Below are 15741 nucleotides of genomic sequence, written 5' to 3' on the forward strand. Positions count from 1 at the left end.
AATTCAGAAATAAGATATGACCATTGCTGGTTAATTGAACAGCTCATTACACTCCATTAACACGATGTTGTAATTCAGCACACTACATAAGGGTGTAATTCTGATGACGCAATTAACCATGAAAGACAAAATTGGCTACGGGCTGGGTGACACCGCCTGTGGCTTCGTCTGGCAGGCTACCATGTTCCTGCTGGCCTATTTCTACACCGACGTCTTCGGCCTGTCGGCGGGCATTATGGGGACGCTGTTTTTAATCTCCCGCGTGCTCGACGCCGTGACCGACCCGCTGATGGGGCTGCTGGTCGACCGCACCCGCACGCGGCACGGCCAGTTCCGCCCGTTCCTGCTGTGGGGCGCCATCCCGTTTGGCATCGTCTGCGTGCTGACCTTTTACACGCCGGACTTCTCCGCGCAGGGCAAAATCATCTACGCCTGCGTGACCTACATTCTTCTGACCCTGGTCTACACCTTCGTTAACGTGCCGTACTGCGCCATGCCCGGCGTCATCACCGCCGACCCGAAAGAGCGTCATGCCCTGCAGTCCTGGCGCTTCTTCCTGGCGGCGGCGGGATCGCTCGCCATCAGCGGCATTGCCCTGCCGCTGGTGAGCATCATCGGCAAGGGGGATGATCAGGTGGGCTATTTCGGCGCCATGTGCGTGCTGGGCCTGACCGGCGTGGTGCTGCTCTACGTCTGCTTCTTCACCACCAAAGAGCGCTACACCTTTGAGGTGCAGCCGGGCTCGTCGGTGGCGAAAGATCTCAAGCTGCTGCTCGGCAACGGCCAGTGGCGGATCATGTGCGCGTTCAAGATGATGGCGACCTGTTCCAACGTGGTGCGCGGCGGGGCGACGCTCTACTTCGTCAAATACGTGATGGATCACCCGGAGATGGCGACCCAGTTCTTACTCTACGGCAGCCTCGCCACCATGTTTGGCTCGCTCTGCTCCTCCCGACTGCTGGGGCGCTTCGACCGCGTCACCGCCTTCAAGTGGATCATCGTCGCCTACTCGCTGATCAGCCTGCTGATTTTCGTCACCCCGGCGGAACATATCGCCCTGATTTTCGCCCTCAACATCCTGTTCCTGTTCGTCTTTAACACCACCACGCCGCTGCAGTGGCTGATGGCCTCTGACGTGGTGGATTACGAGGAGAGCCGCAGCGGGCGCCGCCTCGACGGGCTGGTGTTCTCCACCTACCTGTTCAGCCTGAAGATTGGCCTGGCGATTGGCGGGGCGGTGGTGGGCTGGATACTGGCGTACGTGAACTACTCCGCCAGCAGCAGCGTGCAGCCGGTGGAAGTGCTGACCACCATCAAAATTCTGTTCTGCGTGGTGCCGGTGGTGCTCTACGCGGGCATGTTCATCATGCTGTCGTTCTACAAGCTCACCGACGCCCGCGTGGAGGCCATCAGCCAGCAGCTGATCAAGCACCGCGCGGCGCAGGGCGAGGCCGTTCCCGACGCCGCGACAGCCGCATCCCATTAACCGGAGGCACTATGCAAATCACTAACCCTATTCTGACCGGCTTCAACCCGGACCCGTCCCTGTGCCGTCAGGGCGAGGACTACTACATCGCCACTTCGACCTTCGAGTGGTTCCCGGGCGTGCGCATCTACCACTCCCGCGACCTGAAAAACTGGTCGCTGGTCAGCACCCCGCTGGACCGCGTGTCGATGCTGGATATGAAGGGCAACCCGGACTCCGGCGGCATCTGGGCGCCGTGCCTGAGCTACGCCGACGGCAAATTCTGGCTGCTCTACACCGACGTGAAGATTGTCGACTCGCCGTGGAAAAACGGCCGCAACTTCCTTGTCACCGCGCCGTCCATTGAGGGGCCGTGGAGCGAGCCGATCCCGATGGGCAACGGCGGGTTCGATCCGTCCCTGTTCCACGACGATGATGGCCGCAAATATTACCTCTACCGCCCGTGGGGGCCGCGCCACCACAGCAACCCGCACAACACCATCGTGATGCAGGAGTTTGACCCGCAGACCGGGACGCTCTCGCCCGAGCGCAAAACCCTGTTTACCGGCACGCCGCTCTGCTACACCGAGGGGGCGCACCTGTATCGCCACGCGGGATGGTACTACCTGATGGTCGCCGAAGGCGGCACCAGCTACGAGCACGCCGTCGTGGTGCTGCGTTCCAAAAACATCGACGGGCCGTACGAGCTGCACCCGGACGTGACGATGATGACCAGCTGGCACCTGCCGGAGAACCCGCTGCAGAAGAGCGGCCACGGCTCGCTGCTGCAGACCCATACGGGGGAATGGTACATGGCCTACCTCACCAGCCGCCCGCTGCGCCTGCCTGGCGTGCCGCTGCTGGCCTCCGGCGGGCGCGGCTACTGCCCGCTGGGGCGCGAGACCGGCATCGCCCGCATTGAATGGCGCGACGGCTGGCCGTACGTGGAAGGCGGCAAGCACGCGCAGCTGACCGTGAAAGGCCCGCAGGTGGCGGAGCAGCCTGCAGCCGTTCAGGGCAGCTGGCGGGACGATTTCGACGCGAGTTCTCTCGACCCGGAACTGCAGACCCTGCGCATTCCGTTTGACGACACCCTCGGCTCGCTCACCGCGCGCCCGGGCTACTTACGGCTCTACGGCAACGACTCGCTCAACTCGACCTTTACCCAGTCGACCGTGGCGCGCCGCTGGCAGCACTTCGCTTTCCGCTCAGAAACGCGGATGCAGTTCTCGCCGGTTCACTTCCAGCAGAGCGCGGGGCTGACCTGCTACTACAACAGCAAAAACTGGAGCTACTGCTTTGTGGACTTCGAGGAGGGGCTGGGGAGAACGATCAAGGTGATCCAGCTCGACCACAACGTGCCGTCGTGGCCGCTACACGAGCAGCCCATTCCGGTGCCGGAACATGCGGAGAGCGTCTGGCTGCGCGTGGACGTGGATACGCTGGTCTACCGCTACAGCTACTCGTTTGACGGCGAGACGTGGCACGCCGTGCCGGTGACGTATGAGGCGTGGAAGCTGTCGGACGACTACATCGGCGGGCGCGGCTTCTTTACTGGCGCGTTTGTGGGGCTGCACTGCGAGGACATCAGCGGAGATGGCTGCCACGCAGACTTTGACTACTTAACCTACGAGCCGGTTTAACGGCTCAGGCTGGGTAGCCCAGCGCGCGTGACAGCGCGAGCCCGGCCTGCTGAAGCTGCTCGCGGAAGCGGGCCAGCTCTGCGTCGTCCACGCGCGAGGTCAGCGTTGACAGGCTCAGGGCGGCGATGACGCGGGACTCGTGGTTCCATACCGGCACCGCCACGCAGCGCACGCCCTGCTCGTTCTCTTCGCGGTCCAGGGCGTAGCCCTGCTCGCGGGTCTGCGCCAGGGCGCTCATTAGTGCTTCGCGAGAGGCAAGGGTAGAAGGGGTATAGGTGGTGTACTGATAGCCCTCCAGCAGGGCGTTCAGCTCGGGCTCGCCCAGCCAGGCAATCAACACCTTGCCGATAGCGGTGGCGTGAACCGGCAGGCGGCGGCCAATGCGCGAATAGGCGATGGCGGCCAGCTTGCCTTCAATCTTCTCGATATAGACCCCTTCACGCCCGTCCAGGATCCCCAGATGGGTGGTCTGCCCGGTCCGCTGGGACAGCTCCGTCAGCCAGCCTTTCGCCTTCTGACGAATATCGATGGAGCCCACGACAAAATGGCCGCGCTCGACCAGCTTCATGCCGAGGCGATATTTGCCGTTCTCCGGGTTCTGATCGATATAGCCGTGAAGCTGCAGGGTTTTCAGCAGCGAGTGGAGGGTACTTTTGCTCAGCCCCATCAGTTTGCTGATGTCGGTGATCTTAAGCTCGGTGGCCTGCTCGTTGAACAGGTCGAGGATCTGCAACGCACGTTCAACAGACTGAATAATAGGCATAATGCTGGTATGTCCACGCTGGAATTAAGGCGAAAACGTACCTTTTTCGGGGTGAAAAATCAATTGTGTAGAGCGGGTTGTGGGAGAAAGGGCATCAGCCGCATCGTCGCCTGATTCGCCCGGCGGCGCTACGCTTGCACGGGCCTACGGGTTGGGTGTTCTCTCTCCCCGTGGGAGAAGGCCGGGGTGAGGGCACCAGGCCGCATCACCGCCTGATTCGCCCGGCGGCGCTTCGCTTGCACGGGCCTACGGGCTGGGTTTTCTCCCTCTCCCTGTGGGAGAGGGCATCAGGCCGCATCGCCGCCTGATTCGCCCGGCGGCGCTGCGCTTGCACGGGCCTACGGGCTGGGTTTTCTCCCTCTCCCTGTGGGAGAGGGCCGGGGTGAGGGCACCAGACCGCAGAGGAGTCAATCACTCCCCAAGCGTCGCCACCATCACCGCCTTAATCGTATGCATCCGGTTTTCCGCCTGGTCGAACACGATGCTCGCCTTCGACTCAAACACCTCGTCCGTCACCTCCATCCCGCCGTGCAGATCGAACTCCTTCGCCATCTGCTTGCCGAGCGTAGTCTGGTCGTCATGGAACGCGGGCAGACAGTGCAGGAACTTCACGTCCGGATTTCCGGTCAGCGCCATCATCTGCGCGTTCACCTGATACCCACGCAGCAGCGCAATCCGCTCCGCCCACTTCTCTTTGGCTTCGCCCATCGACACCCACACGTCGGTATAGATAAAGTCCGCGCCCTTCACGCCCGTCGCCACGTCTTCCGTCAGGGTGATTTTCCCGCCGTGCTTCTCCGCCAGCGCGCTGCACCCCGCCACCAGGCTCTCTTCCGGCCAGCAGGCCTTCGGGGCCACCAGGCGCAGATCCAGCCCGGTCAGCGCCGCCGCTTCCAGCATTGAGTTGCCCATGTTGTTGCGCGCGTCGCCCGCGTAGACCAGCGTCATCTCGTTAAACGCCTTGCCCGGCAGGTGCTCCTGCATGGTCAGCAGGTCCGCCAGCAGCTGGGTCGGGTGGAACTCGTTGGTCAGCCCGTTCCACACCGGCACGCCCGCATACTGCGCCAGAGTCTCGACGACTTCCTGGCCATGGCCGCGATACTGAATGCCGTCGTACATCCGCCCGAGCACGCGCGCGGTGTCTTTAATTGACTCTTTATGCCCAATCTGGCTGCCGCTCGGCCCTAAATAGGTAACGCGCGCGCCCTGGTCAAATGCGGCAACTTCGAAAGAGCATCGTGTACGGGTCGAGTCTTTTTCGAAGATGAGCGCGATGTTTTTACCGGTAAGCTTTTGTACTTCCTTGCCCTTTTTCTTATCGGCTTTGAGCTGTGCGGCAAGGGTCAGCAGAGAAGTGAACTGTGCAGGGGTAAAGTCGAGCAATTTCAGAAAGTGTTTCTTGTACAGATCAGACATTTTATCCTCACATGGCGAACGCCACTTATTGAATTAAAATTCACTTTATATGTGTAATTATTCATTTGCAACCCCGTTTCACAAATCTTTCCAACAAAGGTGGAGGCAAACCCGTCCGTGTGTGAAAATAGAAGTATCTGCCGCACTTTAAAGAGGATTGAGCCATGGCAAACCCGGAATTACTGGAAGAGCAACGCGAAGAGACGCGTCTGATTATTGAAGAGCTGCTGGAAGACGGTAGCGATCCGGACGCGCTGTACACCATCGAGCACCATTTCTCTGCGGATGATTTCGACGCGCTGGAAAAAATGGCCGTGGAAGCCTTCAAGCTGGGTTACGAAGTGACCGAGCCGGAAGAGCTGGAAGTGGAAGAGGGCGACACCGTCATCTGCTGCGACATCCTGAGCGAAGGCGCGCTGAAGGCGGAGCTGATCGACGCGCAGGTCGAACAACTGATGAACCTGGCCGAGAAGTTTGACGTGGAATACGACGGCTGGGGAACCTACTTCGAAGATCCGAACGGTGAAGACGGCGAAGAAGGCGACGACGAAGATTACATCGACGAAGACGACGACGGCGTGCGTCACTAAGCGTTTCAGGCGGTGGCGCGCGCCACCGCTTTTTTCAAGGCAGAACCATGGATTACCCGCAGATACTCGCCCCCGTACTCAACTTCCTCCAGTGCCCGACCCCGCAAGCATGGATTGATAAAGCCCGCGACCCGGCGAACCTGCCGCTGCTGCTCACCGACCACATGGTGTGCGAGCTCAAGGCCGCCCAGACCGCGCTGCTGCTGGTGCGTAAATACGTCGCCGACGAAAGCGGTGCCGACGCGCTGCTCGACTGGCTCAAACCCTACGAACAGTTCACCTTCCGCGGCGGCCCGGAGCCGGACTTCATCGCCCTGCACAGGCAGATTGGCAAAAGCGTGATGCCCAAAACCGACGACCCGTGGGGCCAGGCGCTCATCGACAGCATGGTGCTGCTGATTAAAGAGGAGTTGCACCATTTCTGGCAGGTGCGAGAGGCGATGCTGGCCCGCGACATTCCGTACGTCAAAATCACCGCCAGCCGCTACGCCAAAGGGATGCTGAAGGAAGTGCGCACCCACGAACCGCTGACGCTGATCGACAAGCTCATCTGCGGCGCCTACATCGAAGCCCGCTCCTGCGAACGCTTCGCCGCGCTGGCCCCGTTCCTCGACGACGACCTGCAGAAGTTTTATCTCTCGCTGCTGCGCTCGGAAGCGCGCCACTATCAGGACTACCTGACGCTGGCCCGGCAGGTGAGCGACGACGATATCTCACCGCGTATAAAGCTTTTTGGCGAAATTGAAGCCACACTTATCTCGACACCGGACAACGAGTTTCGCTTCCACAGCGGCGTGCCGGTGTAAACCGGCATAGCGAAAGGATAAGGATGCGAGATGAATAAAACGTGGACCCGTATTGTGATTGTCGTCGTCGCGGCCGCCGCCGTGGCGTTCTGGGTATTCTTCGATAAGCAGCGTGCCCCCGAACACCAGATTGATACCACCCTCAACGCGATGCCCGCCTGGCAGGTGATTAAGGAGCAGGAGCCCGCGCTGCATCAGCGCATCCTCGACCAGATGGCCGCCCTGCAAAAAGCGGGCGAGCCGGAGCAGCAGATTATCGACACCATCCAGCCGCAGATCCTGCATCTGCAGATGTCGCGCCTGCAGAACGCCCCGGACGCCAACGTGGTGAACTACATGACCATCAACATGGAGCAGACCGCCGCCATCCAGAAAGTGAGCGACGACGCCTGCTTCCGCTTCCTCTACCCGATGGTAAAGGGCGGTGTGAACCCGATGCGTATGCTGGATAAAGGCCTGATGACGCGGCGCATGCAGGCCGACGCCGACATGATGCGCGCGGCCTACGGCAAAAACCGCCACACCGTAACCCCGGCAGAACGCGAGGCGGCCGTCGAGGATGTGCGGCCGATTATGAAGGCACTTGCCGATAAGTACGGCGAGGACATCCAGCTGCTGCAGATGCCGGAGAAGGCGGCGGGCAAAGAGAAACTCTCTTGCGATATGGTGCAGGAGATGTGGGCGAAGGTGCTGGCGCTGCCGGAGCAGAAGGCGGCGAGGGTGATTCGGCTGGCAGTGTCTGAGCTGGAGTGACGGTAGCGCTGGTTTTTTGGGCACTTAGCGCGGGTTTAGCGCGTCGTCGCTTGCATGGCGACGCGCGACAGGTATAATCCACAACGTTTCCGCATCCCCTTCAGTGCCGAAGTGGCGAAATCGGTAGACGCAGTTGATTCAAAATCAACCGTAGAAATACGTGCCGGTTCGAGTCCGGCCTTCGGCACCAATCAAGTCTTTTTTATCGTCTACTAAAGTCTATTTACGTATACAAAATCAATAAGTTATATATTCTGCCTCTTGTTTCAGGTCTATTAAAGTCTACTGTCGTATATCAACATCTACCAACAGATGATGGTATAACTGTTGGTAGCTTCGGTTCGATTGAAATTGATACCAACAAGGGGAGGGGGATCTATGGCTCTTACTGATATCAAAGTCAGAACAGTTAAGCCTGCAGACAAACCTTTCAAACTTACCGATGGTGAGGGGATGCACCTGTTGGTTAACCCCAATGGCTCAAAATACTGGCGTCTTCAATATCGTTTTAGTGGCAAACAGAAGATGCTGGCGTTAGGGGTTTATCCAATGGTTTCATTGGCAGAGGCTCGTAAGAGGCGCGATGCCGCAAAGAAACTGGTATCTGATGGTATCGATCCCTCTCAAAAGAAAAAAGAGGACAAGATTGAAGAAAGCGGAGCACTAACCTTTGAGGCTGTAGCAAGAGATTGGCATGCATCCTGTAGCAAAAAATGGTCTGAGTCCCATAGTGAGCGGGTGCTTAAAAGCTTAGTGGATAATCTTTTCTCTGCGTTAGGTAAACGTAAGATTTCGGAACTGAAGACTCGGGATCTACTCGCTCCAATTAAGGTAGTAGAGGCGAGTGGGCGATATGAAGTAGCTTCGCGTCTTCAACAGCGAACGACCGCAATCCTACGTTTTGCCGTACAAAATGGTCTACTTGATTATAATCCAGCTCAAGATATGGCTGGCGCAATAGCTGTAGCTAAACGAGTGCACCGCCCAGCGCTTGATTTCGAACGCCTTCCCGAATTGCTTGATCGTATCGAATGCTTTAAAGGTCGAAAGTTGACTAAATTAGCAGTGAAACTAACACTGTTGGTATTCATACGATCAAGTGAATTGCGTTTTGCAAGATGGGAAGAAATCGATTTTAAAAATGCGCTTTGGACGATACCTGCAGAACGAGAACCTCTGAAGGGCGTAAAGCACTCACATCGTGGTTCTAAAATGCGTAGCCCTCATCTTGTACCTCTAAGCCGTCAGGCACTGAAAATATTAGAAGAGATAAAACAAATCAGTGGGGATTACGAGTTGGTCTTCATTGGTGATCACCAGCCGGATAGGCCGATGAGTGAGAACACTGTTAACAAGGCCCTGCGCTCAATGGGTTACGACACTAAAACGGAAGTTTGCGGACACGGGTTTAGGGCGATGGCCTGTAGTGCCTTGATCGAATCCGGCTTATGGTCAAAAGATGCAGTTGAACGTCAGATGAGCCATCAGGAGCGTAATAACGTTCGCGCTGCTTACATCCATCTTGCTGAACATCTCGATGAGCGGAGGCTAATGCTTCAGTGGTGGGCTGACTATCTTGATGCCAATCGTAAAGGCATGGTTAGGCCGTTTGAGTTTGCCCACAGGTGATCATTTGAGTTTGAAATCCAAGGCTAACCGCTTGATAAATCATCATATGGTCGCATGTAACCCCTTGTTTTGAATATATTTGAATAGCCATCATAGGTTGATGGCTACTACACCATTCTATTGTGATTTTTCAGCAATATTTGATATCGTAGCAGTATTAAATACCGAGGAATAACCATGATATCAGGTCTTAATGGTGGAAATTTTATCCTTAGCTCGATGGCTAAGGAAAGAGTCAAATCAGGTCTACTTGATAGAGCAACAATAGAAGGCTCTAAAGGGGTGTATACCGTGATTTTTGATGGTTCAGAATGGGAAGGTAAGCCATTAGTCTTATGTAGCTCCAGACAGCCTTACGAAGCAAGAGTCTTCAAAAGCATAGATGGTGCAGCTGCAGAACTACTACGCATAGGTCTAAGTGAAGCTTCAATCAAAAATACCACCAAATCGAACGCTAAATAATCAGGTTTAAAATGGATATGCAAAAAGAAACGCTTTTTTCAGAAGTAGAAACTGCTAACAGTAAGCAGGTTGCTGTTTTAAAGGCTAACTTTCCACAGTGTTTTGATAAAAATGGGGCTTTCATTCAAGAAAAGTTGCTTGAGATCGTCAAGTCATCAGATATTGAATTCTCTAAAGAGTCATACAGCTTAAACTGGCTGGGCAAATCCTATGCCCGTCTGTTGACTAACTTACCGCCAAAGACGTTGCTCACAGAAGATAAAGACCATAACCAACGTGAAGAGAACAAAAACAGTCAGAATCTGTTAATTAAAGGGGATAACCTAGAAGTATTAAAGCACATGGTTAATGCTTATGCTGAAAAGGTAAAGATGATTTATATTGACCCGCCATATAACACGGGTTCTGATGGGTTCGCCTATAACGATGATCGCAAGTTCACACCTGAACAGCTTTCTGAACTTGCAGGTATCGAGCTTGATGAAGCTACACGTATCCTCGATTTTACTGTAAAAGGTTCAAGTAGCCATAGTGCATGGCTGACATTCATTTATCCTCGTCTTTATATTGCTCGCGAACTTCTACGCGAAGATGGTGTTATATTTATTTCAATTGATGATAACGAACAATCACAATTAAAAGTTTTATGTGATGAGATATTTGGTGAAATGAACTTCATTTCAAATATTGCTAACATCAATAATCCGAAAGGGCGCTCAGATGACAAGTACATTGCTCGCTCTCATGAATATATCTTGTGCTATAAAAAAGAAAACATTGATTTTTTAGGGTGGGAGCCAGAAGAAAACGTAACAAAACGATATAATAACACAGATGGTGAAAATAAATTTAGGTATATTGATTTAAGAAAAACTGGAAGCAATGATAGGAGAGATGATCGGCCAAATTTATTCTATTATTTTATGTATAATGAGACAACAAAGGATTTTTACCCAACATATAAAGAAGAAAAAAAGGATGGGTATATTTTAATAAAACCAACACGTGAGGATGGATCTGATGGAAACTGGCGATGGAGTTTAGATTCAGCAAGAGAAAAACGTCATTTACTAGAGCCACGTTATATGTCTGTCCGTTCAAAATGGACTATAGCTGTTAAAGATTATTTAACAGAAGATAAAAGAGTAAAACCAACAAGTTCGTGGACGCATAAATTTGCAAATAGCGAGAGAGGAACTGAAGACTTAGTCACTCTAGGCTTTAATAAAGAGGTATTTCCTAATCCAAAACCCATTGGATTGATAAATGCCATTCTAACAATGATTGTAAATAATAATGATCTAGTATTAGATTTTTTCTCAGGTTCTGGTTCAACTGCACATGCAGTATTAGAGCATAATCTAATAACTGGAAAAATGATCAATTATATTTCAGTTCAATTAGATGAAGAATGTGATGGTGGAAGCGAGGCATATAAATCTGGATATAAGAATATATTTGAAATTACTAAATCACGGATAAAAAAAGCCTCTAAGAGCATTCTGATTAAAAATCCTGATTATAGAGGGGATATAGGTTTTAAAATATTTGAAACAGTCAATGATTTTCGTACAAAAGATGAGTCAGAGCTTACGTTATCGAACCATACCTTCTTTGATGATGTTGTATTAACTCAATCACAGTACGACACCCTGTTGACTACATGGTGCGTGTATGATGGTAGTTTGTTAACAACGACAATTGAAGATGTAGATCTTAATGGCTACAAAGCGCACTTGTGCGATGGTCGTTTGTATCTGATTGCACCTAACTTCACCAGTGAAGCCCTGAAAGCTTTACTTCAAAAGTTAGATACAGACAAAGACTTTGCGCCAAATAAAGTCGTGTTTTATGGCAGCAACTTCGAAAGTGCGAAACAGATGGAACTTAATGAAGCATTAAAAAGTTATGCCAATAAAAAATCAATTGATTTGGATTTGGTGGTGAGGAACTAATCATGTCTAAAGGGTTCACATTCGAAAAGAACTTACCTCATCAAAAGGCTGGCGTTGATGCGGTGATGAATGTCTTTGTATCCGCCATACCTCATCAGACGGATCATGTTGCTATTCGCCTGTTAGCTAACCCAGAACTGAATCTATCTGAACAACAATATTACAACAACATAAAAAATGTTCAGGAGTTCAATGGTATTGAGCATTCAAAAGATAATTACGATGCTAGAAGCAACGTAATTGATGTTTCTATGGAGACAGGTACAGGTAAAACTTATACTTACACCAAAACTATTTTTGACCTGAACAAATCATTTGGTATTAACAAGTTTATCATCATTGTTCCTACCCTATCTATCAAAGCTGGAACAGTTAACTTTTTAAAAAGCGATGCTTTAAAAGAACACTTTAGAGACGATTACGAGCGTGAACTAAAGACTTACGTTGTTGAAAGCCAGAAAAATTCGGGTAAAAATACAAAATCGTATATGCCTCAAGCTATCCATGATTTTGTTGAAGCAAGTAATTTCAATAAGAAATATATACACGTTCTTGTGATCAACTCAGGGATGATTAACTCTAAGTCTTTAACTGACACTTATGATGTTGGCTTGCTTGATAATCAGTTTGATACCCCATTTTCTGCACTTAGTGCGATAAAACCATTCATCATCATTGATGAGCCTCATAAATTTCCTACGGGTAAAAAGACATGGGAAAATATTGAAAAATTTAATGCTCAATATATCATCCGCTATGGCGCGACTTTTAGTGAAGGCTATAAGAACTTAGTTTATCGTCTTACAGCCGTGGATGCGTTCAATGAAGATCTTGTTAAAGGTATTGATGCATACATTGAGGATATTGTTGGTGATGGTAGTGCTAATCTTAAATTTGTTAAATCTGACGGAAAAGAGGCCACTTTTGAACTAAACGAAAATGGTAATAGAAAAAAATTCAAGTTAGCCAAAGGTGAATCACTATCTAAAACGCATAGTGCGATCCATGATTTAACACTGGATGCCTTAAACAAGAGCACTGCTGTATTGAGTAATGGTATTGAACTAAAAATTGGTAGTTCAATTAACCCCTACTCTTACGATCAGACACTTGCTGATAACATGATGCGTAAAGCTGTCAAAGAACACTTTAAGTTGGAAAAAGAGTATCTGACACAAAGGCCACGCATAAAGCCTCTTACTCTTTTCTTCATTGATGACATTGAAGGCTATCGTGATGGTAATAATATTGCCGGAAGCCTGAAAACTAAGTTCGAAGAATACGTTTTGGCAGAAGCTAATGAACTGTTAGAAACAGAGAAAGATGACTTTTATAGAAACTACCTTGAAAAAACTGTTAAGGATATATCTTCTGTTCATGGTGGTTATTTTTCAAAAGATAATAGTGATAAAGATGATAAAATTGAGCAGGAAATCAACGAAATCCTTCATGATAAAGAGCTTCTATTATCTTTAGAAAATCCTCGCCGTTTCATTTTCTCTAAATGGACGTTGCGTGAGGGGTGGGATAACCCAAATGTCTTTCAGATTTGTAAGCTCCGTTCGAGTGGTAGCACCACATCTAAACTTCAAGAGGTAGGGCGTGGTTTACGTCTTCCAGTGAATGAATACATGTGCCGTGTGAAAGACCGCAATTTTACTCTCAACTATTATGTTGATTTTACGGAAAAAGATTTTGTCGATTCTCTTGTCAAAGAGGTCAACGATAGCTCTTTCAAAGAAACAGTTCCAAGTAAGTTTACTCAAGAACTTAAGGATAAAATACTATCTCAGTATCCTGAGCTTTCATCCAGAACACTCATGAATGAAATCTTTGATGATGGGATCATTGATGATAATGAAAACTTCAAAGGTTCAGATGCCTATAGCCGCTTAAAAGCTAAATATCCGGCAGCATTCCCTACAGGAGTGAAACCAAGCAAAATTAAAAAAGCCACTGATGGAAAAAGACGGACTAAAATGCGTGTTGGTAAGTTCAGTGAGCTGAAAGAATTATGGGATTTGATAAATCAAAAAGCAGTGATTGAGTATAAAATAAATAGCGAAAATGAATTCTTATCCATTTTCAAGTCATTTATGCTCGAAGAAACAAAAAGATTCACTAAATCAGGCGTTCATACTCGCATTGATAGAATTTATATTCATAATGATACGGCAATGTCGAAAAGTATCGTCAGTGACGATGATAACTTTGCTAAACTAAACACAATGAGCTATCGGGAATTTCTTGATAACTTGTCACAAACTATTTTTGCTAAACACGATACCTTACATAAGGTTTTTTGTGATATAAAAGACACTATCAATATCACTGAATACCTGAACATTCAAACAATCAGAAAGATTAAATCTGGTTTTAGCAAGTATTTGTTGAACAATTCATTTAACAAATTCAGCCTTGGATATAATGTGATTTCAGGTTCAATTCATCCTACAAAGTTCACTAATGCAGACGGTGAGCCTGTGAGTGAGGTATTATCAAGTGATCTTGGTATATTGAATGACAACACAAAACCACCGTTGGATTCTTATCTTTTTGAAGAAGTCTTTTATGACTCAGAGCTTGAAAGGCTCAACATAACAGATGGAGAGATCCAGTCTGTAGCTGTTTTTACAAAGATACCGAAGAACTCCATTAAGATTCCGGTAGCAGGCGGATACACGTACTCCCCTGACTTTGCATATGTTGTCAAAACAAAAAAAGGTGATTACTTAAACTTTATTATCGAAACAAAAAATGTAGATGGGAAGGATAGTTTAAGACTTGAAGAAGAACGTAAGATAAAACATGCACAAGCACTATTCAGTCAAATAAGTAAATCTGTCAAAGTCGAGTTTAGAACACAATTTTCTGCAGACAGAATAGCCGAACTGATTAAACAAGTTGGATGATAACATTTTTTAAATGGAAAAGGGCCTTACGGCCCTTTCGTTTTCCCTTAAAGGGAACTCTCCATTGGAGAGAATACATATCCCCACACTTGGGGCACATCAATCGGCCCATTGGGCTGTAAACTACTCCCCATATACGGGGCAATCAGACACTTCAGTGAAGTGAATATTCTCAAGGAATACTTATTAAATACAATATTAAATATCGGTTGTCAAATATATTTCCTGTATTTGAAAAATATTATCCATAGCCACCAATCACAAATAAATTTAATACTCCATAAAAAGTCTGGAGGATCAAAGAAAATTCCTGATGCCTTATCTCTTTTATATCTTATGTTATATTTATGAATATGAGGACAAGGTATATAACAACCAGAGAGCATTTTGAAAGGCTGCTATTAGCTGACACTCCTTTCCCCGTTGCTGTTTCCTATAAAAGAGCCAGAGATAGATAATAGCATTTTTATTTCTATCCTATTCACTCTGGATCGCTCGGCTCACAGCTTATTGGGGCGCTCGGAACATCAACATAGGATAAAACACCTACTATTTAAATAAATCATAAGGTTATACATGTCAAGATAAAGCATCAAATTATATAGAAGTTTCTCACGGCCATAGACACTTCACTTCTGCCTCCCAACCATATCCTCAAGAAATCGTTTTCCTCGTAATTTTAGCCTTGCTTTATCTTCAACACTAATATTCAATGATTGTAATATCAGTCCTAATATTAACTCTTTATCCACCTCTTCTACTTTACAGCCCACAGCTTTAGCAACTTCAGCACCAAGGATGATCTTCAGGCGTGTCTCAGCGCTTTTAGATAAAGAGTTCTCTTTGCTCTTGAGGCGATTCAAACGCATCTGCGCTGATGCTATTTTTTGCTTAATTGTTTTTTCTGTTCTTGGCTTTCTGTTTTTATCATTATCACTCATAATTACTTCACCTTTTAGTTGTTAAAAACATGAAATACAATTAAAAAAGGAAAAGGTCAAACCATAGGCAAAAGGTTGAGCAGCGCTAGATGATAGTTCCAGACAATCAGTTGCTGAACAGGCTTGCCCTGTTAATGATGGGATTTATCCCGAAAAATAGTGTTTTGGTTTTAAAAACAACACGCCAGTAAGCCAAAAATAAAATTTTGCAACACAGACGAGTGCAACCACTAACGTTAAATACCTGATACTCTCCCCGTTACTTATTTTATCAAATCAATTAAAGTAATTTCACCTGTTATTTTTAAACTCTGGTTTTTGGCCTTAACTGAATCGCCACGGGTTTAACAGACACCTCAGAGTCATTTAAGATGACTTAAAGAGAGGTCCCCATGAGCGGTAAGCG

13 protein-coding genes and 1 tRNA gene are annotated in these 15741 nt (G+C 48.8%); 10 read left to right on the plus strand and 4 right to left on the minus strand.

Annotation, left to right across the window (positions count from 1 at the left end; all coding sequences use genetic code 11):
- The first annotated feature begins 103 nt into the window (after positions 1 to 103).
- The gene (locus tag LJA86_RS20385) at positions 104 to 1486 is read left to right on the plus strand and encodes an MFS transporter (RefSeq protein ID WP_229226651.1); all 1383 of its coding nucleotides are present in this window, start codon (positions 104 to 106) and stop codon (positions 1484 to 1486) included.
- A gap of 11 nt (positions 1487 to 1497) precedes the next feature.
- Entirely contained in the window at positions 1498 to 3108 is a 1611-nt protein-coding gene (locus LJA86_RS20390) for a glycoside hydrolase family 43 protein (RefSeq protein ID WP_229226652.1), read from the plus strand.
- Positions 3109 to 3112: 4 nt separating this feature from the next.
- Here LJA86_RS20390 and xynR read toward each other — a convergent pair whose 3' ends face one another.
- From xynR to argL, 3 genes are all read right to left on the minus strand, one after another.
- A complete protein-coding gene (xynR, locus tag LJA86_RS20395; RefSeq protein ID WP_229226653.1) occupies positions 3113 to 3871 on the minus strand; it encodes a DNA-binding transcriptional repressor XynR in 759 nt (252 codons plus the stop codon).
- Between the two features lie 411 nt (positions 3872 to 4282).
- Positions 4283 to 5287, minus strand: a complete 1005-nt coding sequence (gene argF / locus LJA86_RS20400; RefSeq protein WP_229226654.1) for an ornithine carbamoyltransferase — start codon at positions 5285 to 5287, stop codon at positions 4283 to 4285.
- Positions 5257 to 5352, minus strand: a complete 96-nt coding sequence (argL, locus tag LJA86_RS20405; RefSeq protein WP_213014347.1) for a putative translational regulatory protein ArgL — start codon at positions 5350 to 5352, stop codon at positions 5257 to 5259. The genes argF and argL overlap by 31 nt, the downstream gene beginning before the upstream one ends.
- A gap of 99 nt (positions 5353 to 5451) precedes the next feature.
- Here argL and rraB point away from each other — a divergent pair, with 99 nt between their 5' ends.
- From rraB to LJA86_RS20445, 8 genes are all read left to right on the plus strand, one after another.
- Complete coding sequence (rraB, locus tag LJA86_RS20410; protein ID WP_023324077.1) at positions 5452 to 5877, plus strand: ribonuclease E inhibitor RraB; 426 nt, start codon at positions 5452 to 5454, stop codon at positions 5875 to 5877.
- 47 nt (positions 5878 to 5924) lie between these two features.
- Entirely contained in the window at positions 5925 to 6683 is a 759-nt protein-coding gene (gene miaE, locus LJA86_RS20415; RefSeq protein ID WP_229226655.1) for a tRNA isopentenyl-2-thiomethyl-A-37 hydroxylase MiaE, read from the plus strand.
- Between the two features lie 30 nt (positions 6684 to 6713).
- Positions 6714 to 7436, plus strand: coding sequence for a topoisomerase II (locus LJA86_RS20420; protein WP_229226656.1), 723 nt, complete (start codon positions 6714 to 6716; stop codon positions 7434 to 7436).
- A 105-nt stretch (positions 7437 to 7541) separates the two neighbouring features.
- Positions 7542 to 7626 (plus strand) — tRNA-Leu (locus LJA86_RS20425).
- A gap of 188 nt (positions 7627 to 7814) precedes the next feature.
- Positions 7815 to 9065 carry a tyrosine-type recombinase/integrase gene (locus LJA86_RS20430; RefSeq protein WP_218208031.1) on the plus strand — a complete coding sequence of 417 codons (1251 nt, stop codon included), beginning with the start codon at positions 7815 to 7817 and terminating at the stop codon, positions 9063 to 9065.
- A gap of 177 nt (positions 9066 to 9242) precedes the next feature.
- Positions 9243 to 9527 (plus strand): hypothetical protein, encoded by a 285-nt coding sequence (locus LJA86_RS20435; RefSeq protein ID WP_229226657.1) that lies wholly within the window; start codon positions 9243 to 9245, stop codon positions 9525 to 9527.
- A gap of 11 nt (positions 9528 to 9538) precedes the next feature.
- On the plus strand, positions 9539 to 11482 hold the full coding sequence (locus LJA86_RS20440; RefSeq protein ID WP_117129314.1) for a site-specific DNA-methyltransferase: 1944 nt from the start codon (positions 9539 to 9541) through the stop codon (positions 11480 to 11482).
- A gap of 2 nt (positions 11483 to 11484) precedes the next feature.
- Positions 11485 to 14394, plus strand: coding sequence for a type III restriction-modification system endonuclease (locus LJA86_RS20445; protein WP_229226658.1), 2910 nt, complete (start codon positions 11485 to 11487; stop codon positions 14392 to 14394).
- Between the two features lie 629 nt (positions 14395 to 15023).
- On the opposite strand, the gene LJA86_RS20450 is transcribed toward LJA86_RS20445, so the two are convergent.
- Complete coding sequence (locus tag LJA86_RS20450; RefSeq protein ID WP_203283026.1) at positions 15024 to 15335, minus strand: conjugal transfer protein TraD; 312 nt, start codon at positions 15333 to 15335, stop codon at positions 15024 to 15026.
- Between the last annotated feature and the right edge of the window lie 406 nt (positions 15336 to 15741).

This window comes from Enterobacter sp. TCD1-1, assembly GCF_020567405.1.
Lineage (GTDB): Bacteria > Pseudomonadota > Gammaproteobacteria > Enterobacterales > Enterobacteriaceae > Enterobacter > Enterobacter quasiroggenkampii.

What these genes read in the sequence shown, in the direction of transcription:
- LJA86_RS20450 (WP_203283026.1), bottom strand. Translation starts at nt 15,335, where the DNA reads ATGAGTGATAATGATAAAAACAGAAAGCCAAGAACAGAAAAAACAATT.
- xynR (WP_229226653.1), bottom strand. Translation starts at nt 3,871, where the DNA reads ATGCCTATTATTCAGTCTGTTGAACGTGCGTTGCAGATCCTCGACCTG.
- LJA86_RS20440 (WP_117129314.1), top strand. Translation starts at nt 9,539, where the DNA reads ATGGATATGCAAAAAGAAACGCTTTTTTCAGAAGTAGAAACTGCTAAC.
- miaE (WP_229226655.1), top strand. Translation starts at nt 5,925, where the DNA reads ATGGATTACCCGCAGATACTCGCCCCCGTACTCAACTTCCTCCAGTGC.
- LJA86_RS20385 (WP_229226651.1), top strand. Translation starts at nt 104, where the DNA reads ATGACGCAATTAACCATGAAAGACAAAATTGGCTACGGGCTGGGTGAC.
- LJA86_RS20390 (WP_229226652.1), top strand. Translation starts at nt 1,498, where the DNA reads ATGCAAATCACTAACCCTATTCTGACCGGCTTCAACCCGGACCCGTCC.
- argL (WP_213014347.1), bottom strand. Translation starts at nt 5,352, where the DNA reads ATGAATAATTACACATATAAAGTGAATTTTAATTCAATAAGTGGCGTT.
- LJA86_RS20445 (WP_229226658.1), top strand. Translation starts at nt 11,485, where the DNA reads ATGTCTAAAGGGTTCACATTCGAAAAGAACTTACCTCATCAAAAGGCT.
- LJA86_RS20430 (WP_218208031.1), top strand. Translation starts at nt 7,815, where the DNA reads ATGGCTCTTACTGATATCAAAGTCAGAACAGTTAAGCCTGCAGACAAA.
- argF (WP_229226654.1), bottom strand. Translation starts at nt 5,287, where the DNA reads ATGTCTGATCTGTACAAGAAACACTTTCTGAAATTGCTCGACTTTACC.
- rraB (WP_023324077.1), top strand. Translation starts at nt 5,452, where the DNA reads ATGGCAAACCCGGAATTACTGGAAGAGCAACGCGAAGAGACGCGTCTG.
- LJA86_RS20435 (WP_229226657.1), top strand. Translation starts at nt 9,243, where the DNA reads ATGATATCAGGTCTTAATGGTGGAAATTTTATCCTTAGCTCGATGGCT.
- LJA86_RS20420 (WP_229226656.1), top strand. Translation starts at nt 6,714, where the DNA reads ATGAATAAAACGTGGACCCGTATTGTGATTGTCGTCGTCGCGGCCGCC.